This window comes from Lysobacter enzymogenes (genome assembly GCF_017355525.1).
GTDB lineage: Bacteria > Pseudomonadota > Gammaproteobacteria > Xanthomonadales > Xanthomonadaceae > Lysobacter > Lysobacter enzymogenes_C.
The window spans coordinates 1857082-1877076 of sequence record NZ_CP067395.1; the positions used below are offsets into that span (position 1 = coordinate 1857082).

At 70.0% G+C, this 19995-nt stretch carries 15 protein-coding genes and 1 pseudogene; 13 read left to right on the plus strand and 3 right to left on the minus strand.

Features of this window, described 5'->3' with window-relative positions; genetic code table 11:
- Positions 1 to 18: 18 nt before the first annotated feature.
- The 7 genes from bamA (at position 19) to JHW38_RS07670 (ending at position 7371) form a co-directional block, all read left to right on the plus strand.
- On the plus strand, positions 19 to 2484 hold the full coding sequence (gene bamA / locus JHW38_RS07640) for an outer membrane protein assembly factor BamA (RefSeq protein WP_207525376.1): 2466 nt from the start codon (positions 19 to 21) through the stop codon (positions 2482 to 2484).
- A 26-nt stretch (positions 2485 to 2510) separates the two neighbouring features.
- Entirely contained in the window at positions 2511 to 3539 is a 1029-nt protein-coding gene (lpxD, locus tag JHW38_RS07645; protein ID WP_207525377.1) for a UDP-3-O-(3-hydroxymyristoyl)glucosamine N-acyltransferase, read from the plus strand.
- A 185-nt stretch (positions 3540 to 3724) separates the two neighbouring features.
- Entirely contained in the window at positions 3725 to 4180 is a 456-nt protein-coding gene (fabZ, locus tag JHW38_RS07650; RefSeq protein ID WP_207525378.1) for a 3-hydroxyacyl-ACP dehydratase FabZ, read from the plus strand.
- 4 nt (positions 4181 to 4184) lie between these two features.
- Entirely contained in the window at positions 4185 to 4967 is a 783-nt protein-coding gene (gene lpxA / locus JHW38_RS07655; protein WP_207525379.1) for an acyl-ACP--UDP-N-acetylglucosamine O-acyltransferase, read from the plus strand.
- 10 nt (positions 4968 to 4977) lie between these two features.
- Positions 4978 to 5472: a hypothetical protein gene (locus JHW38_RS07660; RefSeq protein ID WP_207525380.1), complete on the plus strand. Its 495-nt coding sequence runs from the start codon at positions 4978 to 4980 to the stop codon at positions 5470 to 5472.
- Complete coding sequence (lpxB, locus tag JHW38_RS07665; RefSeq protein WP_207525381.1) at positions 5469 to 6710, plus strand: lipid-A-disaccharide synthase; 1242 nt, start codon at positions 5469 to 5471, stop codon at positions 6708 to 6710. The genes JHW38_RS07660 and lpxB overlap by 4 nt, the downstream gene beginning before the upstream one ends.
- Positions 6711 to 6744: 34 nt before the next feature.
- Positions 6745 to 7371: a ribonuclease HII gene (locus JHW38_RS07670; protein WP_242691251.1), complete on the plus strand. Its 627-nt coding sequence runs from the start codon at positions 6745 to 6747 to the stop codon at positions 7369 to 7371.
- 34 nt (positions 7372 to 7405) lie between these two features.
- On the opposite strand, the pseudogene JHW38_RS25900 reads toward JHW38_RS07670, so the two are convergent.
- Positions 7406 to 7699, minus strand: a pseudogene (locus JHW38_RS25900) (DUF6053 domain-containing protein); the annotation flags it as partial.
- On the opposite strand from JHW38_RS25900, the gene JHW38_RS07675 reads away from it, so the two are divergent.
- The 3 genes from JHW38_RS07675 (at position 7692) to JHW38_RS07685 (ending at position 13360) form a co-directional block, all read left to right on the plus strand.
- Positions 7692 to 8324, plus strand: a complete 633-nt coding sequence (locus JHW38_RS07675) for a DUF1232 domain-containing protein (protein ID WP_207525383.1) — start codon at positions 7692 to 7694, stop codon at positions 8322 to 8324. The pseudogene JHW38_RS25900 and the gene JHW38_RS07675 overlap by 8 nt on opposite strands.
- Before the next feature lie 362 nt (positions 8325 to 8686).
- On the plus strand, positions 8687 to 12229 hold the full coding sequence (dnaE, locus tag JHW38_RS07680; RefSeq protein ID WP_207525384.1) for a DNA polymerase III subunit alpha: 3543 nt from the start codon (positions 8687 to 8689) through the stop codon (positions 12227 to 12229).
- Positions 12230 to 12400: 171 nt separating this feature from the next.
- The gene (locus JHW38_RS07685) at positions 12401 to 13360 is read left to right on the plus strand and encodes an acetyl-CoA carboxylase carboxyltransferase subunit alpha (protein ID WP_207525385.1); all 960 of its coding nucleotides are present in this window, start codon (positions 12401 to 12403) and stop codon (positions 13358 to 13360) included.
- Positions 13361 to 13466: 106 nt separating this feature from the next.
- On the opposite strand, the gene JHW38_RS07690 is transcribed toward JHW38_RS07685, so the two are convergent.
- Positions 13467 to 14990 (minus strand): discoidin domain-containing protein, encoded by a 1524-nt coding sequence (locus JHW38_RS07690; RefSeq protein ID WP_207525386.1) that lies wholly within the window; start codon positions 14988 to 14990, stop codon positions 13467 to 13469.
- A gap of 532 nt (positions 14991 to 15522) precedes the next feature.
- Positions 15523 to 16590 (minus strand): NADH:flavin oxidoreductase/NADH oxidase, encoded by a 1068-nt coding sequence (locus JHW38_RS07695; RefSeq protein ID WP_207525387.1) that lies wholly within the window; start codon positions 16588 to 16590, stop codon positions 15523 to 15525.
- A gap of 107 nt (positions 16591 to 16697) precedes the next feature.
- Between JHW38_RS07695 and tilS the strand changes: the two genes are divergently transcribed.
- The 3 genes from tilS (at position 16698) to ispA (ending at position 19439) form a co-directional block, all read left to right on the plus strand.
- Positions 16698 to 17999, plus strand: a complete 1302-nt coding sequence (tilS, locus tag JHW38_RS07700) for a tRNA lysidine(34) synthetase TilS (RefSeq protein ID WP_207525388.1) — start codon at positions 16698 to 16700, stop codon at positions 17997 to 17999.
- Positions 18000 to 18217: 218 nt separating this feature from the next.
- Positions 18218 to 18493, plus strand: a complete 276-nt coding sequence (locus JHW38_RS07705) for an exodeoxyribonuclease VII small subunit (RefSeq protein WP_207525389.1) — start codon at positions 18218 to 18220, stop codon at positions 18491 to 18493.
- A complete protein-coding gene (gene ispA / locus JHW38_RS07710) occupies positions 18486 to 19439 on the plus strand; it encodes a (2E,6E)-farnesyl diphosphate synthase (protein ID WP_207525390.1) in 954 nt (317 codons plus the stop codon). The genes JHW38_RS07705 and ispA overlap by 8 nt, the downstream gene beginning before the upstream one ends.
- Positions 19440 to 19995 lie beyond the last annotated feature (556 nt).

Genomic DNA, 19995 nt, shown 5'->3' on the forward strand with positions numbered 1-19995 from the left:
CCCCCAACGGACGTAATGATGACGCGAATTCCTAATCGCCGCCTGCTCGCCCTCGCCCTTGCCACGGCAATGACCTCGGCCCCGGCGATTCCCGCGATGGCGCAGTCCGCCGATCCGTTCGCCCTGGGAGGCGGCGCCAAGACCCCGGCGCCGGGCTCGTTCACCGTCAGCGACATCCGCATCGACGGCCTGCAGCGCATCTCCGCCGGTACGGTCTTCACCTACCTGCCGGTCGAACGCGGCGACACCATGGACAGCGCCAAGGCCGGCGACGCGATCCGCGCGCTGTACAAGACCGGCTTCTTCGAGGACGTGCACCTGGACCGCCAGGGCACCATCCTGGTCGTCACCGTGACCGAGCGTCCGGCGATCAACAAGCTCACCCTCAGCGGCAACAAGGACATCAAGTCCGACGACCTGCTCAAGGGCCTGAAGGACATCGGCCTGGCCGAAGGCGAAACCTTCGACCGGCTGGCGTTGGACAAGGTCACCCAGGACCTGGCGCGCCAGTACAACAACCGCGGCAAGTACAACGTCGAGATCACCCCGACCGTGTCGCGGCTGGACCGCAACCGCGTCGACATCACGATCAACGTCAAGGAAGGCAAGGCGGCCAAGATCCGCCACATCAACCTGATCGGCAACGACAAGTTCGAGCAGAAGGACATCCTCAACGGCTGGGAATCGCGCGAGCACAACTGGCTCAGCTGGTACCGCCGCGACGACCAGTACTCGCGCGAGAAGCTGTCCGGCGACCTGGAAAAGCTCAACGCCTACTACCTCGACCGCGGCTACGTCGATTTCACCATCGACTCGACCCAGGTCTCGATCAGCCCCGACCGCCAGGACATGTTCCTGACCGCCGGCCTGAGCGAGGGCGACCAGTACAAGATCTCCAGCGTGCAGGTCACCGGCGACACGATCCTGCCGAAGGAGGAGATCGAGAAGCTGGTCATCGTCAAGCCCGACCAGATCTTCTCGCGGCGCCTGCTGGAAATCAGCTCCGACGCGATCACCGCGACCCTGGGCAACGTCGGCTACGCCTTCGCCCAGGTCAATCCGATCCCGGACATCAACCGCGAGAACAAGACCGTCGGCATCAACATGCAGGTGGTGCCGGGCCCGCGCGTCAACGTGCGCCGGATCATCTTCAAGGGCAACACGCGCACCGGCGACGAGGTCTTGCGCCGCGAGATGCGCCAGTTCGAAGGCACCTGGTATTCGCAGGCGGCGATCGACCGCTCCAAGATCCGCCTGCAGGGCCTGGGCTACTTCGAGACCGTCGACGTCGAAAGCAAGCCGGTGCCCGGCAGCAACGACCAGGTCGACGTGACCTACAACCTCAAGGAAACCACCTCCGGCAGCTTCGTGTTCGGCCTGGGCTATTCGCAGCTCGGCAAGCTGACCACGCAGATCCAGCTGTCGCAGAACAACTTCCTCGGCAGCGGCAACCGCGTGTCGGTGCAGGCGCAGCGCAGCTACTACCAGGAGCGCTTCGACTTCTCCTACACCAACCCGTACTTCACCGACGACGGCGTCTCGCTGGGCTACAACCTGTCGTGGCGCAAGCTCGACTACTCCGACTTCAACACCGCGCAGTACTCCACCACCAACGGCACCGCGCAGGTCGTGCTGGGCATTCCGCTGACCGAGACCGACGCCATCACCGGCCTGGTCGGCATCGACAGCAACGAGATCCTGATCGGCCGCAGCTACACCCCGCAGAGCATCGTCGACTACCTCGACGCGCTCGGCCACCAGACCTTCAAGGCCTGGCGCGCGCAGATCGGCTGGGGCCGCAACAGCCTCAACCACGCGCTGACGCCGACCGCCGGCACCCAGCAGCGCCTGTGGCTGGAAGCGACCCTGCCGGGCTCGACGGTCGAGTACTACAAGATCAACTACAGCTTCTCCAAGTTCTGGCCGCTGTCGCGCCACCTGGTGCTGAACACCCGCGCCGAACTCGGCTACGGCGACAGCTACGGCAAGGACACCAGCCGCATCATCGACCGCGACGGCCCGAACGGCCCGCTGCCGCCGGAGAAGATCACCGCCACCGGCCTGCCGTTCTTCGAGAACTTCTACGCCGGCGGCGTGCGCTCGGTGCGCGGCTTCACCGACAACACCCTGGGTCCGCGCGAGGCCTCGCTCAACGGCACCTACGCGCAGCCGCTCGGCGGCGCGTTCAAGACCACCGGCTCGCTGGAAATGTACTTCCCGACCCTGCTCGACACCCCGGCCGCGCGCGTGTCGGCGTTCGTCGACTTCGGCAACGTGTACAAGGACTACGACTCGTTCGAGGCCAACGAGCTGCGCGCTTCGGCCGGCATCGCGCTGATGTGGCGCTCGCCGATGGGCCCGATCTCGATCAGCTACGCGTTCCCGTTCAAGAAGCAGGACGACGTGCTCGACGTCAACGGCAAGAAGACCGGCCGCGGCGACGAACTCGAGCGCCTGCAGTTCACCTTCGGCGGCACGTTCTGAGCGCGGCCTCGCGGCCGCACCCTGGCGTGAACGCAAGCCATTACACCGCCCGCGAACTGGCCGAGCGCTTCGCGCTCGGCCTGCACGGCGACGGCGAGGTCCGCATCGACGGCGTCGGCACCCTGGCCAAGGCCGGGCCGAGCCAGCTGGCGTTCCTGGCCAATCCGAAATACCGCTCGCAGCTCGACGGCAGCGCCGCCGGCGTGGTGGTGATGCGCGAGGACGCGGCCGCCGGCTACGCCGGCACCGCGCTGATCGCGCGCGATCCCTACGCCGCGTTCGCCAAGATGTCGGCGCTGTTCGAGCCCAGGCCCGAACGTCCGCCCGGCATCCACGCCTCGGCCGCGATCGACCCGACCGCCGAGGTCTCCCCGCTCGCCCACATCGGCGCGTTCGTCAGCATCGGCGCGCGCAGCCGCGTCGAGGCCGGGGCGATGCTCGGCCCGGGCTGCGTGATCGGCGACGACTGCGCGGTCGGCGAAGGCTGCGAACTGGTCGCGCGGGTCACCCTGGTGACCCGGGTGCGCCTGGGCAAGCGCGTGCTGATCCATCCCGGCGCGGTGCTTGGCGCCGACGGCTTCGGCCTGGCGATGGAAGCCGGGCGCTGGCTCAAGGTGCCGCAGCTCGGCGGGGTCGAGATCGGCGACGACTGCGAGATCGGCGCCAACACCACCATCGACCGCGGCGCCATCGAGGACACCGTGCTCGAGGAAGACGTGCGCCTGGACAACCAGATCCAGATCGGCCACAACGTCCGCATCGGCGCGCACAGCGCGATGGCCGGCTGCTCGGCCGCGGCCGGCAGCGCCAAGATCGGCCGCTACTGCCTGATCGGCGGCGGCGCCGGCGTGCTCGGCCATCTGGAGGTCTGCGACAAGGTCACCGTCACCGCGATGAGCTTGGTCACCAGCTCGATCCGCGAACCCGGCGAATATTCCTCGGGCACCCCGCTGATGGACAACCGCAGCTGGCGCAAGAACGCCGCGCGCTTCAAGCAGCTCGACGCGATCGCCCGGCGCACCCGCGGCGCGGGCGGCGGCGGCGAAGAAAGCTGAGCCCCCTGCCCGGCCCCGCGCCGCGCATACAATGGCGCCCCAGCCGCCCGGCCCCGCGCGGTCCATACGGTAGCGCCACACCCGCCGCGGAAACTGCGGGACAATGGCGCTCCGCGTCACACCACAAGGGTCGCCAGGCACGGCGGCCGCGAGCACAGGACGTGCGATAAAGGACGAAAGACAAGATGAGCCAGACCCTGCGACTCCCGCTCGACGTGCCGGCGATCCAGCAACTGCTGCCGCACCGCTATCCGTTCCTGCTGATCGACCGCGTGCTCGAACTGGAACCCCACAAGCGCGTGCTCGCCATCAAGGGCGTGAGCTGCAACGAGCCCTTCTTCAACGGCCACTTCCCCGGCAACCCGGTCATGCCCGGCGTGCTGGTGATCGAGGCCCTGGCCCAGGCCGGCGGCCTGCTGACCCAGGTCTCGCACGGCGGCCTCGCCGACGGCCGCTCGTTCTACCTGGTCAAGGTCGACAACGCGCGCTTCTCGCGCATGGTCGTGCCCGGCGACCGGCTCGAACTCGAGGTCAACCTCAAGCGCATGATCCGCAACATGGCGCTGTTCGACGGCGTCGCCCGGGTCGACGGCGAAGTCGTGGCCAGCGCCCAGATCATGTGCGCCGAAGCCAAGGAATGATCCGATGAGCGCGACGATTCACCCCACCGCCTTCGTCGATCCCGCCGCGACGCTCGGCGAAGGCGTCGTGGTCGGCGCGTTCTGCTACATCGGCGCCGAAGTCGAAGTCGGCGCCGGCACCGCGTTCGGTCCGCACTGCACGATCCAAGGGCCGACCCGGATCGGCCGCGACAACCGCTTCCACGCCCAGTGCGGCATCGGCGGCGATCCGCAGGACAAGAAGTTCGCCGGCGAGCGCACCGAACTGGTCATCGGCGACGGCAACCACTTCCGCGAGTTCGTCACCGTCAACCGCGGCACCGGCAACGGCGGCGGCGTCACCCGCATCGGCGACCGCAACTGGCTGCTGGCCTACACCCACGTCGCCCACGATTGCCATATCGGCAACGACTGCGTGTTCTCCAACAACTCCACGCTCGCCGGCCACGTCACCGTCGAAGACCACGTCATCATGAGCGGCTTCTCCGGCGTGCATCAGTTCTGCCGGGTCGGCGCGCACGCCTTCATCGGCATGGGCGCGCTGGTCAACGGCGACGTCGCGCCGTTCCTGATGGTCGCCCAGGACGGCTACGGCCGCCCGCGCGGGATCAACGCCGAAGGCCTCAAGCGCCGCGGCTTCGGCCCCGAGCGCATCGCCGCGATCAAGCGCGCCTACCGCGCGGTGTTCATGTCCGGCGCCTCGCTCGAGGATGCGCGCGCCAAGCTCGAAGAGCTGGCCGCCGACAGCGCGGACGTGCGCGCGTTGCTGGACTTCATCGGCAGCGGCGAGCGCCCGCTGCTGCGCTGAGCGCGCGAAGATGGACGCGGTGCGGCGGCTGCGCATCGGTTCGGTCGGGTTCGAATACACGATCGAAGCGCGCGACTACCGAATCGAGATCGGCGAGATCTTCGTCGACGAACGTCCGCTCGCGCACTGGCTCGGCGATGTCCGTCATATGGGCAACTGCCACACCGACCTCGACCCGCGCACTCCCGCCAAGCGCCGCGAAGCGGCGCGGGCCATCTATCTCGGCCTCGCGCCCGCCGACAACCAGAACGAAAGCGGCCGGCTGGTGCTGTACCGTTGCCACTGCGGCTGCGATTACTGCGGGGTCGTGTCCTGCGAGCTGAAGTTCGACGGCGATCACGTTGTATGGGATCGGTTGACCTACGAAAGCGACGACGGCCCCATGCTCGAACGCGATCCGCACGAAGATCCCGCGGACAGCCTGTTTCCCCCGAATGGTCCGCAGCGCTTCGTCTTCGACCGCGCCCAATACCAGGCCGAACTGGAACGTCATTTCGCCCAATGAACGCCGCCAAGCCCGCCGCCGTCGACCCCGCCCGCATCGACGAAATCTTTCCCGCCGCGCCCCCGCCGCCGCCGCGTTTCGCCCTGATCGCCGGCGAAGCCTCCGGCGACCTGCTCGGCGCGGGACTCATCGAGGAACTCAAGCGCCGCTACCCGGGCGCCGAGTTCGTCGGCGTCGGCGGCGAGCAGATGCGCGCGGCCGGCATGGACACCTGGTTCGACGCCGGCGAACTGGCGGTCATGGGGCTCAGCGAAGTGCTCAAGCACCTGCCGCGGCTGCTGCGCCTGCGCCGCGACGTGCGCCAGCGCATCCTCGACTGGAAGCCCGACGCCTTCATCGGCATCGACGCGCCGGACTTCAATCTCGGGGTGGAGCGCTGGCTCAAGCAGCGCGGCGTGCGCACCGTGCACTACGTCAGCCCGTCGGTGTGGGCGTGGCGGCGCAAGCGCGCGCAGAAGATCGGGCGCAGCGCCGACCGGGTGCTGTGCCTGTTCCCGATGGAGCCGCCGATCTACGCCGAATACGGCGTCGACGCGCGCTTCGTCGGCCATCCGCTCGCCGACGAAATGCCGGTGCAGCCCGACCGCGACGGCGCGCGCATGACCCTGGGCCTGGACGACGAGGCGCCGATCCTGGCGATGCTGCCGGGTTCGCGCGTCGGCGAGATCGAAACCCTGGCCGGCGATTTCATCGCCTGCGCCGCGTTGCTGCTGGCGGCCGAGCCGCGCCTGGGCATCGTCGCGCCGATGGCCGGCGCGCGCGCGCGCGCCGCGTTCGAGCGCATCCTCGCCGCGCATCCCGACGGCGAACGCGTGCGCCGCGCGCTGCGCATCGTCGACCGCGGCGCGCGTACGGTGATGGTCGCCAGCGACGCGGTGCTGCTGGCTTCGGGCACCGCCACCCTGGAAGCGATGCTGGCCAAGCGGCCGATGGTGGTCGCCTACAAGGTGTCGCCGCTGACCTACACCCTGGTCAAGCGGCTGGGCATGCTCAAGGTCGATCACTACGCGCTGCCGAACGTGCTCGCCGGCGAGGCGGTGGTGCCGGAGCTGATGCAGCACGACTGCACCCCGGAAAATCTCGCCGGCGCGACCCTGCGCTGGCTGCGCGACCCGGCCGCGAGCGCGGCTTTGCTGCCGAAGTTCCAGCGCATCCACCTGGAGCTCAAGCGCGACGCCTCGGCGCGCGCGGCCGACGCGATCGCCGAGCTGATCGGCGAGAATGCCGGCGCGAGCTGACCTCGCCCTCCCTACTCCGAATCCGCCGCTCTCCGTGCTCCCGACCGACGCCCCCGCCGCACCCCGCCCGCGCGCCAGGCCGCGCCTTATCGCCGGCGTCGACGAAGCCGGCCGCGGCCCGCTCGCCGGGCCGGTCGCGGTGGCGGCGGTGATCCTGAATCCGCGCCGCCGCATCGACGGCCTGGACGACTCCAAGAAACTGACCGAAGCGCGGCGCGAGGCGCTGTTCCCGCTGATCCAGGAACGCGCGCTGGCGTGGCGGATCGAGTTCGTCGAGGTCGAGGAAATCGACCGCATCAACATCTTCCAGGCGACCATGACCGGCATGTGCCGCGCGCTGCTGGCGCTGACGCCGCAGGCCGAACTGGCGCGGGTCGACGGCAATCATCTGCCCGAGGGCCTGCCGTGCCGCGGCGAGGCGCTGGTCGGCGGCGACGCGATCGAGCCTTCGATCATGGCCGCCTCGATCCTGGCCAAGGTCGCGCGCGACCGGCTGATGCAACAGTTGCACGAAACCTGGCCGCAGTACGGCTTCGACCGCCACAAGGGCTATTCGACCGCCGCGCACCTGGCCGCGCTGCAGGCGCACGGGCCGTGCCCGCAGCACCGGCGCAGCTTCGCGCCGGTGCGGATCGAGGCGGAGCAGCGTTCGCTGTTCTGAGGCGGTGCGCTCTGCCGCTGCGCTCGGCGGGTGTTGTGCGAGGGCCTTCGGGCCTGGCGCTTTTCCACCGGCTCGCTGCGGTCTGAAACAAAAACGTCGGGCCGGAGGGCCCTCGCACAACAGCCCAGCTCCCGGCTCCCAGGCGAGCCCCTGCGCCTGAACGCCCAGGCGTGCCACAGGTCACAACGACTTCAGACCCGCGCGCGCAGACTGCCGCCAGGCGCACAGTCGGCCACACTCCCAACGCACCGGTCCGCGTCGTATTCCGGCCCGCGACGCGAACCTCCCCGCCCCGCGACGGGCCGGATACGAGGTGTTCCATGCGCATGCCTCACCCCACCCCGACCGCCGAGCCGCTGCCGTTCGAGCGCGCTCCGCCGCCGCACCACCAGCAACCCTACGAGCCGGCGATGACGCTGCGCCCGGCGGCGATCGCCGCGTTCGACGCGCTGGTCCACGAGCTCCACCCCGACGCCGCCCGGGTCGACGCCGACCGCCTGCAGCGGCTCGCCGCGTGGCTGGCCGGCCTGCCGCCGAGCCAGGCCCGGCGCGTGGTCGACGAGCGCCTGCAATGCCTGCAGGACCTGCGCGCGATGGCCCACGACCCGGCCTGGGACTGCGAACCGGCGCTGCGCCGGCGGCTCGAGCGCCTGTTCGCCTACGTCGAACAGGACGAGGACCTGATCCCCGACCGGGTGCCGCTGCTCGGCCTGCTCGACGACGTACTGCTGATCGAGCTGACCTGGCCCGCGTTCGCCGCCGAGGCCGACGACTACCGCGACTTCTGCGCCTACCGCCGGCTCGAGCATCCCCCCGGCGACGCCGCCGCGCAGCGCGCCGCGTGGGTGCGCGACCGTCTCGCCGAGCTGGCCCTGCTGCAACACCACGCGCGCATCAGCGACAGCCACTACGCCAACGGCCGCACGCCCGAGCCGGTGTTCCGGGTCACGTAAGCCAGGCACGCCCCCTGTAGGAGCGGCGCGAGCCGCGACCGCGACACCGCGCCTGCGACGCGACCGGCTACCCCGCAGTCGCGGCTCGCGCCGCTCCTACAGTCGAAACATCGCACCGTCGCGGTGTCTGGACGCGCCGCGACGCGCGAGCGCACCGTTCGCACCGCCGCACGATTCCCAATGCGGCGAAATCCGCCGCGCGCCCGCCATCGACCGCTGTCAAGCCTTGCCCCGCGCCGCCGGGCTGATACCCTGCAATCCGGCACTTTCCCCGCCGCGCCCACCGCCGTCCCGGGCTCCCGCCGCCAAGGCGCGAACGTCCCGGCGCGGCCCTTCCCGGCACGGCCGCAGACCCGGTACGCATGTCCGCTCCATTCGTTCATCTTCACTTGCACAGCGAGTACTCGCTGGCCGACTCGACCATCCGCATCGGCGACCTGGTCAAGCGTTGCGTCGCCCTCGGCCAGCCGGCCGTGGCCGTGACCGACCTCGACAACATCTTCGCCGCGGTCAAGTTCTACAAAGCCTGCGAAGGCGCAGGCATCAAGCCGATCATCGGCGCCGACGTGCAACTGGCCGACGGCAACGAAGCGGCCACGCGCATGACCCTGCTGTGCCGCGACCGCGGCGGCTACCTCAGCCTGTCGCGCCTGCTCAGCCGCGCCTGGATGGAAGGCCACCGCACCGAAGGCGTGGTGCTGCGCCCGGAATGGCTGCGCGAGGACAACGACGGCCTGTTCGCGCTGGCCGGCCGCAGCAGCCTGGCCGGGCGCCTGGCCGCGAGCAACCGCGAAGAACTCGCCCACGCCTGGCTGGTCGACTGGCACGGCGTGTTCGGCGACCGCCTGCATCTGGAACTGACCCGCACCCAGCGCGACGGCGAGGACGCGTTCAACGCCTTCGCCCTGCACGCGGCGAGCAAGCGCGGCCTGCCGGTGGTCGCGAGCAACGACGCGCGCTTCCTCGACCGCGACGGCTTCGAGGCGCACGAGGCGCGCGTGTGCATCGCCTCGGGCCGCGTGCTCGACGACCCCAAGCGCCCGCGCGAATACAGCGGGGAGCAATACCTCAAGACCAGCGAGGAAATGGCCGCGCTGTTCGCCGACGCGCCCGACGCGATCGACAACGCGCTGGCCCTGGCCACCCGCTGCAACGTCGAGCTCAAGCTCGGCGAATACGCGCTGCCGGCGTTTCCCACGCCGAGCGACCACACCATCGAATCGTGGCTGCGCACGCAGTCGCGCGAGGGCCTGGTCAAGCGCCTGGAGAAGAATCCGCTCGCCCCGGGCAAGACCCGCGAGGAGTACGACCAGCGCCTGGAAATCGAGCTGGACGTCATCATCAAGATGGGCTTCCCCGGCTACTTCCTGATCGTCGCGGACTTCATCAACTGGGCCAAGGACCACGAGATCCCGGTCGGCCCGGGCCGCGGTTCCGGCGCCGGCTCGCTGGTGGCCTGGGCGCTGGGCATCACCGACCTGGACCCGCTGCCGTACGACCTGCTGTTCGAGCGCTTCCTCAATCCCGAACGCGTGTCGATGCCCGACTTCGACATCGACTTCTGCATGGACCGCCGCGACGAGGTCATCGACTACGTCGCGCGCAAGTACGGCCGCGACCGCGTCTCGCAGATCATCACCTACGGCACGATGGCGGCGAAGGCGGTGGTGCGCGACGCCGGCCGCGTGCTCGGCCATCCGTACGGCTTCGTCGACGGCATCGCAAAACTGATCCCGATGACGTTGGGCATCTCGCTCGACGACGCGCTCGGCGAATCGGAAGCCGCGGCGAAGAATCCGGACCTGGCCTCGGCCGACCTGATCCAGCGCTACCGCAACGAAGACGACGTGCGCGACCTGCTCGACCTGGCGCGCAGCCTGGAAGACCTGACCCGCAACGCCGGCAAGCACGCCGGCGGCGTGGTCATCGCGCCGAGCCCGCTGTCGGACTTCTGCCCGCTGTTCGCCGAACACGACGGCGAAGGCCGCGGCCGCAACCCGGTGACCCAGTTCGACAAGGACGACGTCGAAGCGGTCGGCCTGGTCAAGTTCGACTTCCTCGGCCTGCGCACGCTGACGATCATCGACTGGGCGGTGCGCGCGATCAACAAGCGCCGCGCCAAGGAAGGCCTGGAACCGCTCGACGTCAACGCGCTGGAGCTGACCGACAAGCCGACCTACGAACTGTTCGCGCGCGGCGACACCGTCGCGGTGTTCCAGTTCGAATCGCGCGGCATGCGCGAGCTGCTCAAGCGCGCCAAGCCCGACACCTTCGAAGACATCATCGCGCTGGCCGCGCTGTTCCGTCCCGGCCCGCTCGGCTCGGGGATGGACAAGGACTGGGTCGACCGCAAGCACGGCAACGCCGAGGTCACCTATCCGCACGACTCGCTGGAGCCGGTGCTGGCGCCGACCTACGGCGTCATCGTCTACCAGGAACAGGTGATGCAGATCGCCCAGGTCCTGGCCGGCTACACCCTCGGCGGCGCCGACATGCTGCGCCGCGCGATGGGCAAGAAGAAGCCGGAGGAAATGGCCAAGGAGCGCGCCAAGTTCGAAGCCGGCTGCGCCGAGCGCGACATCCCGGCCAAGCAGGCCAGCCCGATCTTCGACCTGATGGAGAAGTTCGCCGAGTACGGCTTCAACAAGTCGCACTCGGCCGCCTACGCCTTGGTCGCGTACCAGACCGGCTGGCTCAAGCGCCACTACGGCGCCGAGTTCATGGCCGCGACCTGCTCGTCGGACATGGACAACACCGACAAGGTGGTCAACTTCCTCGACGAAGCGCGGGTGATGGGCATCAAGGTGCTGCCGCCGCACGTCAACGAATCGGAGTACATGTTCGAGGCGATCGACGCCGACACCATCCGCTACGGCATCGGCGCGGTGAAGGGCGTCGGCCGCGGCGTGTGCGAATCGATCGTCGAGGCGCGCCGCGCCGGCCCGTTCGTCGACCTGCTGGATTTCTGCAAGCGCGTGGACAGCGGCAAGCTCAACCGCCGCGCGCTGGAAGCGCTGACCCACGCCGGCGCGCTCGACGGCCTCGGCAAGAACCGCGCGAGCCTGATGCTGCAGTTGCCGGAAGTGCTCAAGGCCACCGACCAGATGGCCAAGGAGCGCGCCGCCGGCCAGGTCTCGCTGTTCGGCGGCTTCGAAGCGGCGACCCCGGCGCTGCACCTGGACCTGACCGAAACCAACGAGTGGCCGCTGGCGCAGATCCTGCACGGCGAGCGCGAGACCCTCGGCCACTACCTCAGCGGCCATCCGTTCGACCCGTATCGCGACGAACTGCGTTCGCTGGTCGGCACCGACCTCGGCGAGCTCGAAGGCATCTGGGAAAAACGCCCGGAAAGCGCGCGCAGCGGCTGGCGTCCGGAACTGGAAGTGATCGTCGCCGGGCAAGTGGTCGGCCTGCGCAAGAAGGGCGACAGCCAGATGTTCGTGCAGATCGAGGACGGCCGCGGCCGCCTGGAGTGCGCGTTCTTCTCCGAGACCTACAGCGAATTCGCCGCGATGCTCGCGCGCGACCGCCTGCTGGTGATCCAGGGCGGCCTGCGCGAGGACGCCTTCAGCGGCGGCTTCGCCCTGCGCGCGGCGCGCTGCTGGGACTACAACGCGGTCTGCGCCAAGCATGCCCAGCGCCTGGCCCTGCGCCTGGACCTGCGCGTGCCCGGCACCTGGCAACGGGTGGACGCCCTGCTCGCCAAGCAGCGGCCCGGCCCGACCCCGATCCGCCTGGACCTGCTGCGCGACGGCGCGGCCGGCATGCTCGACCTCAACGGCCCGCAATCGGTGCGCATCGACGCCGAACTGACCGGCTCGCTGCGCGCCCAGCCCGGCGTCAAGGCGGTCAAGCTGACCCTGTCCAAGCCGTGGGCGCGCGCGTCCGGCGGCGGCGGAGACTGAGCGCTGCGTCGCATCGGTTCGGCGAAAGCGGCAACGAGTCAAGCGCCCGGGCGCAACCCCGTTGCCGTTGCCGCGCGAACCGCTTCGCAGTTTCCGTACCTGTCCCATGCCTATCGGTACGGTCGCGCCGCCTAGGCTAGACTGTGCCCTTCCAAGGCCCACGGCCCACGCATGAACCCGAACTACCTCGACTTCGAGCAGCCCATCGCCGACCTGGAAGCCAAGATCCAGGAGCTGCGCCATGCCAGCAGCGGCCCGGCGGTCGACATCGACACCGAAATCCACGCCCTGCAGGACAAGCTGCGCCTGCGCACCGCGCAGATCTTCCGCGACCTCTCGTCGTGGCAGATTTCCCAGCTCGCCCGCCACCCGGCCCGGCCGTACACGCTCGATTACGTGCGGGTGATGTGCGACGAGTTCCAGGAACTGGCCGGCGACCGCGCCTTCGCCGACGACAACGCCATCGTCGGCGGCCTGGCCCGCATCGCCGGGCGCAGCGTAGTCGTGGTCGGCCACCAGAAGGGCCGCGACACCAAGAGCAAGATCAAGCGCAACTTCGGCATGCCGCGCCCGGAGGGCTACCGCAAGGCGCTGCGGCTGATGAAGCTGGCCGAGCGCTTCGGCCTGCCGCTGCTGACCTTCATCGACACCGCCGGCGCGTGGCCGGGCATCGACGCGGAAGAACGCGGCCAGTCCGAAGCCATCGCGCGCAATCTGATGGAGATGGCCGGGCTCAAGATTCCGGTGATCTGCACCGTGATCGGCGAAGGCGGCTCCGGCGGCGCGCTCGCGATCGGCGTCGGCGACCGCACCCTGATGCTCGAATACAGCACCTACTCGGTCATCACCCCTGAAGGCTGCGCCTCGATCCTGTGGAAGACCGCCGACAAGGCCAAGGACGCGGCCGAACAGCTCGGCCTGACCGCCAAGCGCCTGTCCGAGCTCGGCCTGATCGACAAGATCGTGCGCGAGCCGATCGGCGGCGCGCACCGCAACCCGAAGCAGATGGCGACGCGCCTGAAGGCCGTGCTGATCAACGAACTCGAAGCGCTGGACAACGTGCCGGTCGACGAGTTGCTGCAGCGCCGCTACGAGCGGCTGCGCGGCTACGGCGCGTACGAAGCCGCCTGAGAAGCGCAGCGGCACGAAGCCGCGCCCCTGAAACGCGCGATCCGCACCACGACGGCCGGGCCTCTGCCCGGCCGTCGTCGTTTGCGGACTTCAACGCTTGCCGACCTCAGTGCTCCAGCACGCTGATGCTGGTGTTGTAGACCGAATCGGCCGTCCACGGTGAACGATTGCCGACGCCGAGCGTGAACTGCAAGGTCTTGCCGCTGATGTCGCCGAGATCGAAGTACCGCATCGGCACCAGCGCGCCGGGACACCAGCTGCGCGGATTGCTGGTGTTGTTGTTGCGGAAGATCCCGGGATTGCCGCGCGGGCTGTACTGCTCGTAGCTCGCGCAATCGATCTTGGTGCTGAAAGTGGCGATCTGCGCGCCGTTGAACTTCACGCTGACATTCGTGTTGGTGTACTCCTGCCCGCCCGACGATGCGCCGTAACCGGCGATGCTGACCGCCAGCGTGGCGATGCCGAGGTTGGCGGTGTGCGAGACCGTGCCGGTGGCGATGCTGTCGTCGGTTTCCGGCGAACGCGACAGCAGGCTGATGACGTCCGGGTCGCCGCCGGCGCTGAGCGGCTTCTTCGACACCAGCGCGAGCGAATACTTGAACCCGACCTCGGCGATCGCCGGATCGGTGACGCCGTGCTGCTGGCAGGCGTCGCTGCCGTACTGCGGGTTGGAACCGCCGCTGATGCCGACCCAGATGTCGCGGTCCGGATTGGCCAGCGCCGCCGCGTACGGATCCATCGCCGCGTCGGGATACACGCGCGTGGCCTTGGCGCCTTGCCACATGTCGCTGAACGGCGAAATGAAGTCGGTGAAGGTCACCCGCGGCGTGTCCACCGTCGGCGTCTGGCCTTTCGGCAGGTTGATGAAGAACGCCGAAGCGAAGCGGTCGTAGGGATCGCACTGGGCGTGATAGGTGATGCGCAGGGCGACGTCGTCGCCGATGCCGGCCTTTTCCGCATCGCTGAGCTTGCGCGCGAACTCGGTGCCGCGCTTCCACATCAGCAGCCCCGGCGGCGGCGTGTAGGTGGTCGGCTCGGTGCTGCGGTAGATGCCGAACTGCGGCACCTGGTCGAGCACCAGCACCACCCGTTCGGCCGGCGCCGCGGCGTCGTGCGCCTCGAATTCGTAGATGCGCGCGGCGCTGTCGCTGCCCTGGGTCGGGGTGGCGATGTTGAGCCGCGCATAGCGCGCGTCGACCGCGCCGACGTTGTGGGTGGTGACGTTGTCGGTGTTGTTGCTGACCGTCGCCGCGGTGGTCCAGGCCGATCCGTCGGCGGACACCTGGATGTTGAAGTTGCGGGTGTTGAACGCGGCCGGCTCGCCGCCGGCGCCGGCATGCCGGACCACGAAGCTGGCGATGCGCTTGCTCGCGCCGAGGTCGACCTGCAGCCACTTGCTCGACGCCGACGAACAGAACTTGTCGGCATTGCCGCCGGACACGCTGCCGTTGACCGCCTTGGCCGGGGTTTCGTTGCCGTTGCAGGAGGCCGAGCCGGTCGCGGGCTTGTTCAAGGCGAGATTGGCGGCCGCTGCGGCGCCGGCGAATCCCAGGCACAGGCACACGCCGGCGGCGGACGCCGTCCATTGCGCATGCCGCCGATACACTGCCGATCGCGCTTTCGAACGCATGGTGCCTCCCGATGAGGTGAACGCCGGACGAGACGGCCGCGCGGGATTGCGCGGACGCTGACTGGATTGCGCAGACATCGCGTCGCGGGTTTTCCGTCGTCCAAAAAACGCGGAAAAATCCAAACTCCGCGGAACCTCGCAAACGCCGCGAACGGCAGGACCGGATCGCTCGGCTTGCGCGCGATGCGGCCGGCGGCGCCGGCGCGCGCATCGCGTGCGTCGATCATCGCGAATGCGTTGGCCGCGTGTTCCGGCGCGCGCCACGGATCGCGCGGAGGCGCGTGATGTCTTGCACAGATCGGGAAAAAAGCTGCGTGTGCGTGCGCTAGTCGGAAAGCTGAACATCGCGACGGGCTGAGCGGACGGCATAAGGCCTGAAGGCCCTCTCGCAAAGTCAGAGGCCTGAAGGCCTTGTCGCAACGGCATCGGGCCTGAAGCGCCTCCCGCAAGAACATCGCCGGCGCCGCAGCACCGATGCTCTCGTGGGAGGGTCTTCAGGCCCGACGCTTTCGCTCAGCGAAGACGCGCCCGGCTAGTTCCAGGCGCGCTGATACTGCTCCGGCACATGCGTCGCCGCCCCCAGCTCGCGCGCGGCGCGATGCGGGAAATACGGGTCGCGCAACAGCTCGCGCGCCAGCAGCACCACATCGGCCTCGCCTTGCGCGACGATGCTCTCGGCTTGCGCCGCGCGCGTGATGAGCCCGACCGCGCCGGTGGCGATGCCGGCTTCGCGGCGGATGCGCGCGGAGAACGGCACCTGATAACCCGGCTCGTCCGCGGGAATGCGCGCATTCGGCACCAGCCCGCCGCTCGACACATCGATCAGATCGACGCCGAGGTCCTTGACCATGCGCGCCAGCGCCACGCTCTGCTCGATGTCCCAGCCGCCCTCGGCCCAATCGGTCGCGGAAATGCGCAGCCACAGCGGCAGGCGTTCCGGCCACACCTCGCGCACCGCCGCCAGCACTTCGCGCAGCAGCCGCGTGCGGTTTTCGAAGCTGCCGCCGTAACGGTCGTCGCGCCGGTTCGACAGCGGCGACAGGAATTGATGCAACAGATAACCGTGCGCGGCGTGGATCTCGACCAACTGGAAACACGAATCCAGCGCGCGCTGCGCGGCCGCGGCGAAATCGTCGACCACGGTGCGGATCTCGATCGGCTGCAATTCGCGCGGCTGCGGCGCGCCGTCGCGGAACGGCAGCGGCGAGGCCGCGACCGGCGTCCAGCCGCCGTCCTCGGGCCGCACCGGCTGGCCGCCGAGCCACGGCGCGGCGACGCTGGCCTTGCGCCCGGCATGCGCCAGCTGCACGCCGACCACGGCCTCGCGCGCGCGCAGGAAGCAGGTGATGCGGTGCCAGGCCTCGGCTTGGGAGGCGTTCCACAAACCGGTGTCGGCCGCGGAAATTCGGCCTTCCGGCGACACCGCGCAGGCTTCGGTCAGGATCAGGCCGGCGCCGCCGACCGCGCGGCTGCCCAGGTGGACCAGATGCCAGTTGTTGGGCAGGCCGTCGCTCGCCGAGTACTGGCACATCGGCGAGACCGCGAGGCGGTTGCGCAAGGTCAGCGAGCGTTGCAGCAGCGGAGCGAAAAGCCGGGACACAGTGGGATTCTCACGACGGGGACTGCGAATCAAGGTATAGGCGCCGCGCGGCGCAGGCAGCACCACGCATGGGTTGCTGCGTCCCGTCGCCGTGGCACCATGCGCGCATGCCCGAATCTCACGCCGATGCGATCTCCGCCGCGCTCGCCGAACTGCCGTCGGCGCCGCTGTGGGTGGGCTACAGCGGCGGCCTGGATTCCAGCGTGCTGCTGCACGCCCTGGCGGCCGCGCCGGCCGCGCGCGCGCGCGGCTTGCGCGCCTGGCACGTGCACCACGGCCTGCATCCCGACGCCGACGCCTGGGCCGCGCACTGCGCGCAGGTCTGCGCCGGCTACGGCCTGGAACTGACCGTTGCGCGGGTATCGGTTGCGCGCGACGGCGGCGACGGCCCCGAGGCCGCGGCGCGGGCCGCGCGCCACGCCGCGTTCGCCGCCGGCCTGGGCGACGGCGAGGTGCTGGCGCTCGCGCACCACCGCGACGATCAGGCCGAAACCGTGTTGCTGCGGCTGTTGCGCGGCTCCGGCCCCGACGGCCTGGCGGCGATGCGGCCGTGGCGCGAGTGCGGCCGCGGCCACCTGTGGCGGCCGTTGCTGGCGCTGCCGCGTGCGGCGCTGGAAGCGTATGCGCAGCGGCATGCGCTGGACTGGATCGACGATCCGAGCAACGACGAAACGCGTTACGACCGCAATTTCCTCCGCCATCGCGTATTGCCGCTGTTGAGCGAACGCTGGCCGCAGGCGGGCGCGGCGCTGGCGCAATCGGCGCGTCTGCAGGACGAAGCCGCGTCGCTACTCGACGCCGACGACGCGGCGGCGCTGGCCCAGGTGCGCAGCCTGGACCCGCAGGCGCTGTCGCGCAGCGGCCTGCGCGCGCTGGCGCCGGCGCGGCGCGCGCGGGTGCTGCGGCGCTGGATCGCCGCGTTGGATCTGCCGCCGTTGCCGGCGCAGGGCGTGGCCCGGATCGAATCCGAACTGCTCGACGCGCGCGCCGACGCGGCCGCCGAATTCGCCTGGAACGGCGCGGTGGTCCGCGCTTGGCGCGACCTGCTGCACGCGGAGCGACACCGCGCGCCGTTGCCGCCGGACTGGCGCGCCGGTTGGGACGGACGCGCGCCGCTGGCGCTGCCCGGCGGCGGCCAATGGCGGCTGCAAGGCGCGCCCGGCTTCGATGCGGCGCTGATCGCGCATGCTCGCAGCGGCGGCGAACGCATCGCCTTGCCGGGGCGCACGCACCGTCACAGCCTCAAGCATGCGTTGCAGGCCTTGGGCGTGCCGCCGTGGGAGCGCGAGCGGTTGCCGTTGTTGAGCGATGGCGGCGGCGAGGTGTGGGCGGCGGGCGATCTGTTGTATTCGGCGCGGATGGAGACGTGGTTGCGCGAGCGTGGGGCGCGGTTGGTGTGGGTGGCGTAGGCGACTGGGGTTTGCGTCGTTGCTGCGTTTTCGCGGTCGCGGCTCGCGCCGCTCCTACAGGGCGAGTCCGTAGCCGCGCGATCTACCTGTAGGAGCGGCGCAAGCCGCGACCGCGAACCCACGCCGTCCCGCGCAACCATCGCAGCCGCGACCCATCGCCGCAGCCTCTTCACCCCGCGCGCATTGACCCCGCCCGCCCCCCGGCTCACACTTTCCCCATGCCCCGCAAAACCACTACCGAAGCCTCGCCGGTCGCCGATTTCGAGCAGTCGCTGGACGCGCTCGAGCAACTGGTCGAGAAGATGGAACACGGCGAGATGAGCCTGGAAGAGTCGCTGGCCGCGTACGAACGCGGCGTCGGCCTCTACCGCCGCTGCCAGAGCGCGCTGGAACAGGCCGAACTGCGCGTGCGCCTGCTCACCGATCCGCAGGATCCGGCTGGCGCCGAACCGTTCGGCAACGCCGGTCCGCCGGGCAGCGAAGTCGATGCCTGAGCTGCGCGCCGCCGCGCACGCCGGGCCCGGCGCGGACCGTTCCGACGCCGACCCGCGCGCGCTCGACGCGGTGCTCGCCGGCTGGCGCGAGCGCGCCGACGCCGCGCTGGCACGCGCCCTGCCCGATGCCAGCATCGGCGTCGAGCCGCGCCGCCTGCACCAGGCCATGCGCCACGCCGTGCTGCTCGGCGGCAAGCGCATGCGGCCGCTGCTGGTCTACGCCAGCGGCGCGCTGTTCGAAGTCGCCCCGTTGGTGCTCGACGCGCCGGCCGCCGCGGTCGAACTGATCCACGCGTATTCGCTGGTCCACGACGATCTGCCGGCGATGGACGACGATGCCCTGCGCCGCGGCCAGCCGACCGTGCACGTCGCCTTCGACGAAGCCACCGCGATCCTCGCCGGCGACGCGCTGCAATCGCTCGCGTTCGCCGTGCTCGCCGACACCGACAGCAGCGATGCGATCCGGGTCGACCTGTTGCGCACGCTGGCCCAGGCCGCGGGCGTCGCCGGCATGTGCGGCGGCCAGGCGCTCGACATCGACGCCACCGGCTCGGGCACGCAGCTGAGCGTGCCGGCGCTGGAGCGGCTGCACTCGCTCAAGACCGGCGCGCTGATCCGCGCCAGCGTGCGCATGGGCGCGCTGTGCGGCGGCGCCGACGCGTCCGCGCTGGCGGCGCTGGACCGCTACGCGCAAGCGCTCGGGCTGGCGTTCCAGGTGCGCGACGACATCCTCGACATCGAAGGCGACAGCCAGACCCTCGGCAAGACCGCCGGCAAGGACCTGGCCCAGGACAAGTCGACCTTCCCCGCCCTGATCGGCCTGGACGCCTCGCGCGCGCGCCTGCACGAGCTCGGCGCGGCGATGCGCGCAGCGCTGGAGCCGTTCGGCCCGCGCGCCGCGGCGCTGCATGCGTTGGGACGGCTGGCGATCGAACGCGACCGCTGAGCGGCGCGCACTGCGCCGCATGACGCTGAAGTCTCTGGATCCCCGCGTTCGCGGGGATGACGCTCTTGAAGCGACGCGGTGGCAGGACGAGCACGACGCAAGCCACCCACCGTCGATCGCGGGAACCCAGGGCTTCATCCAGGCATGACTCCGAAGTCTCTGGATCCCCGCCTTCGCGGGGATGACGTTCTTGAAGCGACGCGGTGGCAGGACGAGCGCTACGCAACTCATCTACCGTCGTTCCCGCGAACGCGGGAACCCAGGGCTTCATCCAGGCATGACCCTGAAGTCTCTGGATCCCCGCCTTCGCGGGGATGATGCTCTTGAAGCGATGCGGTGGCAGGACGAGCGCTACGCAACCCACCTACCGTCGTTCCCGCGAACGCGGGAACCCAGGGCTTCATCCAGGCATGACTCTGAAGTCTCTGGATCCCCGCCTTCGCGGGGATGACGCTCCTGAATCAACACGGTGACAGGGCAAGCACGACGCAAGCCACCCACTGTCGTTCCCGCGAACGCGGGCATCCAGGGGCTCATCGTCCGCGCAAAGAAAAAG

Coding starts and splice junctions, on each gene's coding strand:
- lpxA (WP_207525379.1), top strand. CDS start 4,185: ATGAGCGCGACGATTCACCCCACCGCCTTCGTCGATCCCGCCGCGACG.
- lpxB (WP_207525381.1), top strand. CDS start 5,469: ATGAACGCCGCCAAGCCCGCCGCCGTCGACCCCGCCCGCATCGACGAA.
- JHW38_RS07660 (WP_207525380.1), top strand. CDS start 4,978: ATGGACGCGGTGCGGCGGCTGCGCATCGGTTCGGTCGGGTTCGAATAC.
- fabZ (WP_207525378.1), top strand. CDS start 3,725: ATGAGCCAGACCCTGCGACTCCCGCTCGACGTGCCGGCGATCCAGCAA.
- JHW38_RS07705 (WP_207525389.1), top strand. CDS start 18,218: ATGCCCCGCAAAACCACTACCGAAGCCTCGCCGGTCGCCGATTTCGAG.
- dnaE (WP_207525384.1), top strand. CDS start 8,687: ATGTCCGCTCCATTCGTTCATCTTCACTTGCACAGCGAGTACTCGCTG.
- ispA (WP_207525390.1), top strand. CDS start 18,486: ATGCCTGAGCTGCGCGCCGCCGCGCACGCCGGGCCCGGCGCGGACCGT.
- JHW38_RS07690 (WP_207525386.1), bottom strand. CDS start 14,990: ATGCGTTCGAAAGCGCGATCGGCAGTGTATCGGCGGCATGCGCAATGG.
- JHW38_RS07675 (WP_207525383.1), top strand. CDS start 7,692: ATGCGCATGCCTCACCCCACCCCGACCGCCGAGCCGCTGCCGTTCGAG.
- bamA (WP_207525376.1), top strand. CDS start 19: ATGACGCGAATTCCTAATCGCCGCCTGCTCGCCCTCGCCCTTGCCACG.
- JHW38_RS07685 (WP_207525385.1), top strand. CDS start 12,401: ATGAACCCGAACTACCTCGACTTCGAGCAGCCCATCGCCGACCTGGAA.
- tilS (WP_207525388.1), top strand. CDS start 16,698: ATGCCCGAATCTCACGCCGATGCGATCTCCGCCGCGCTCGCCGAACTG.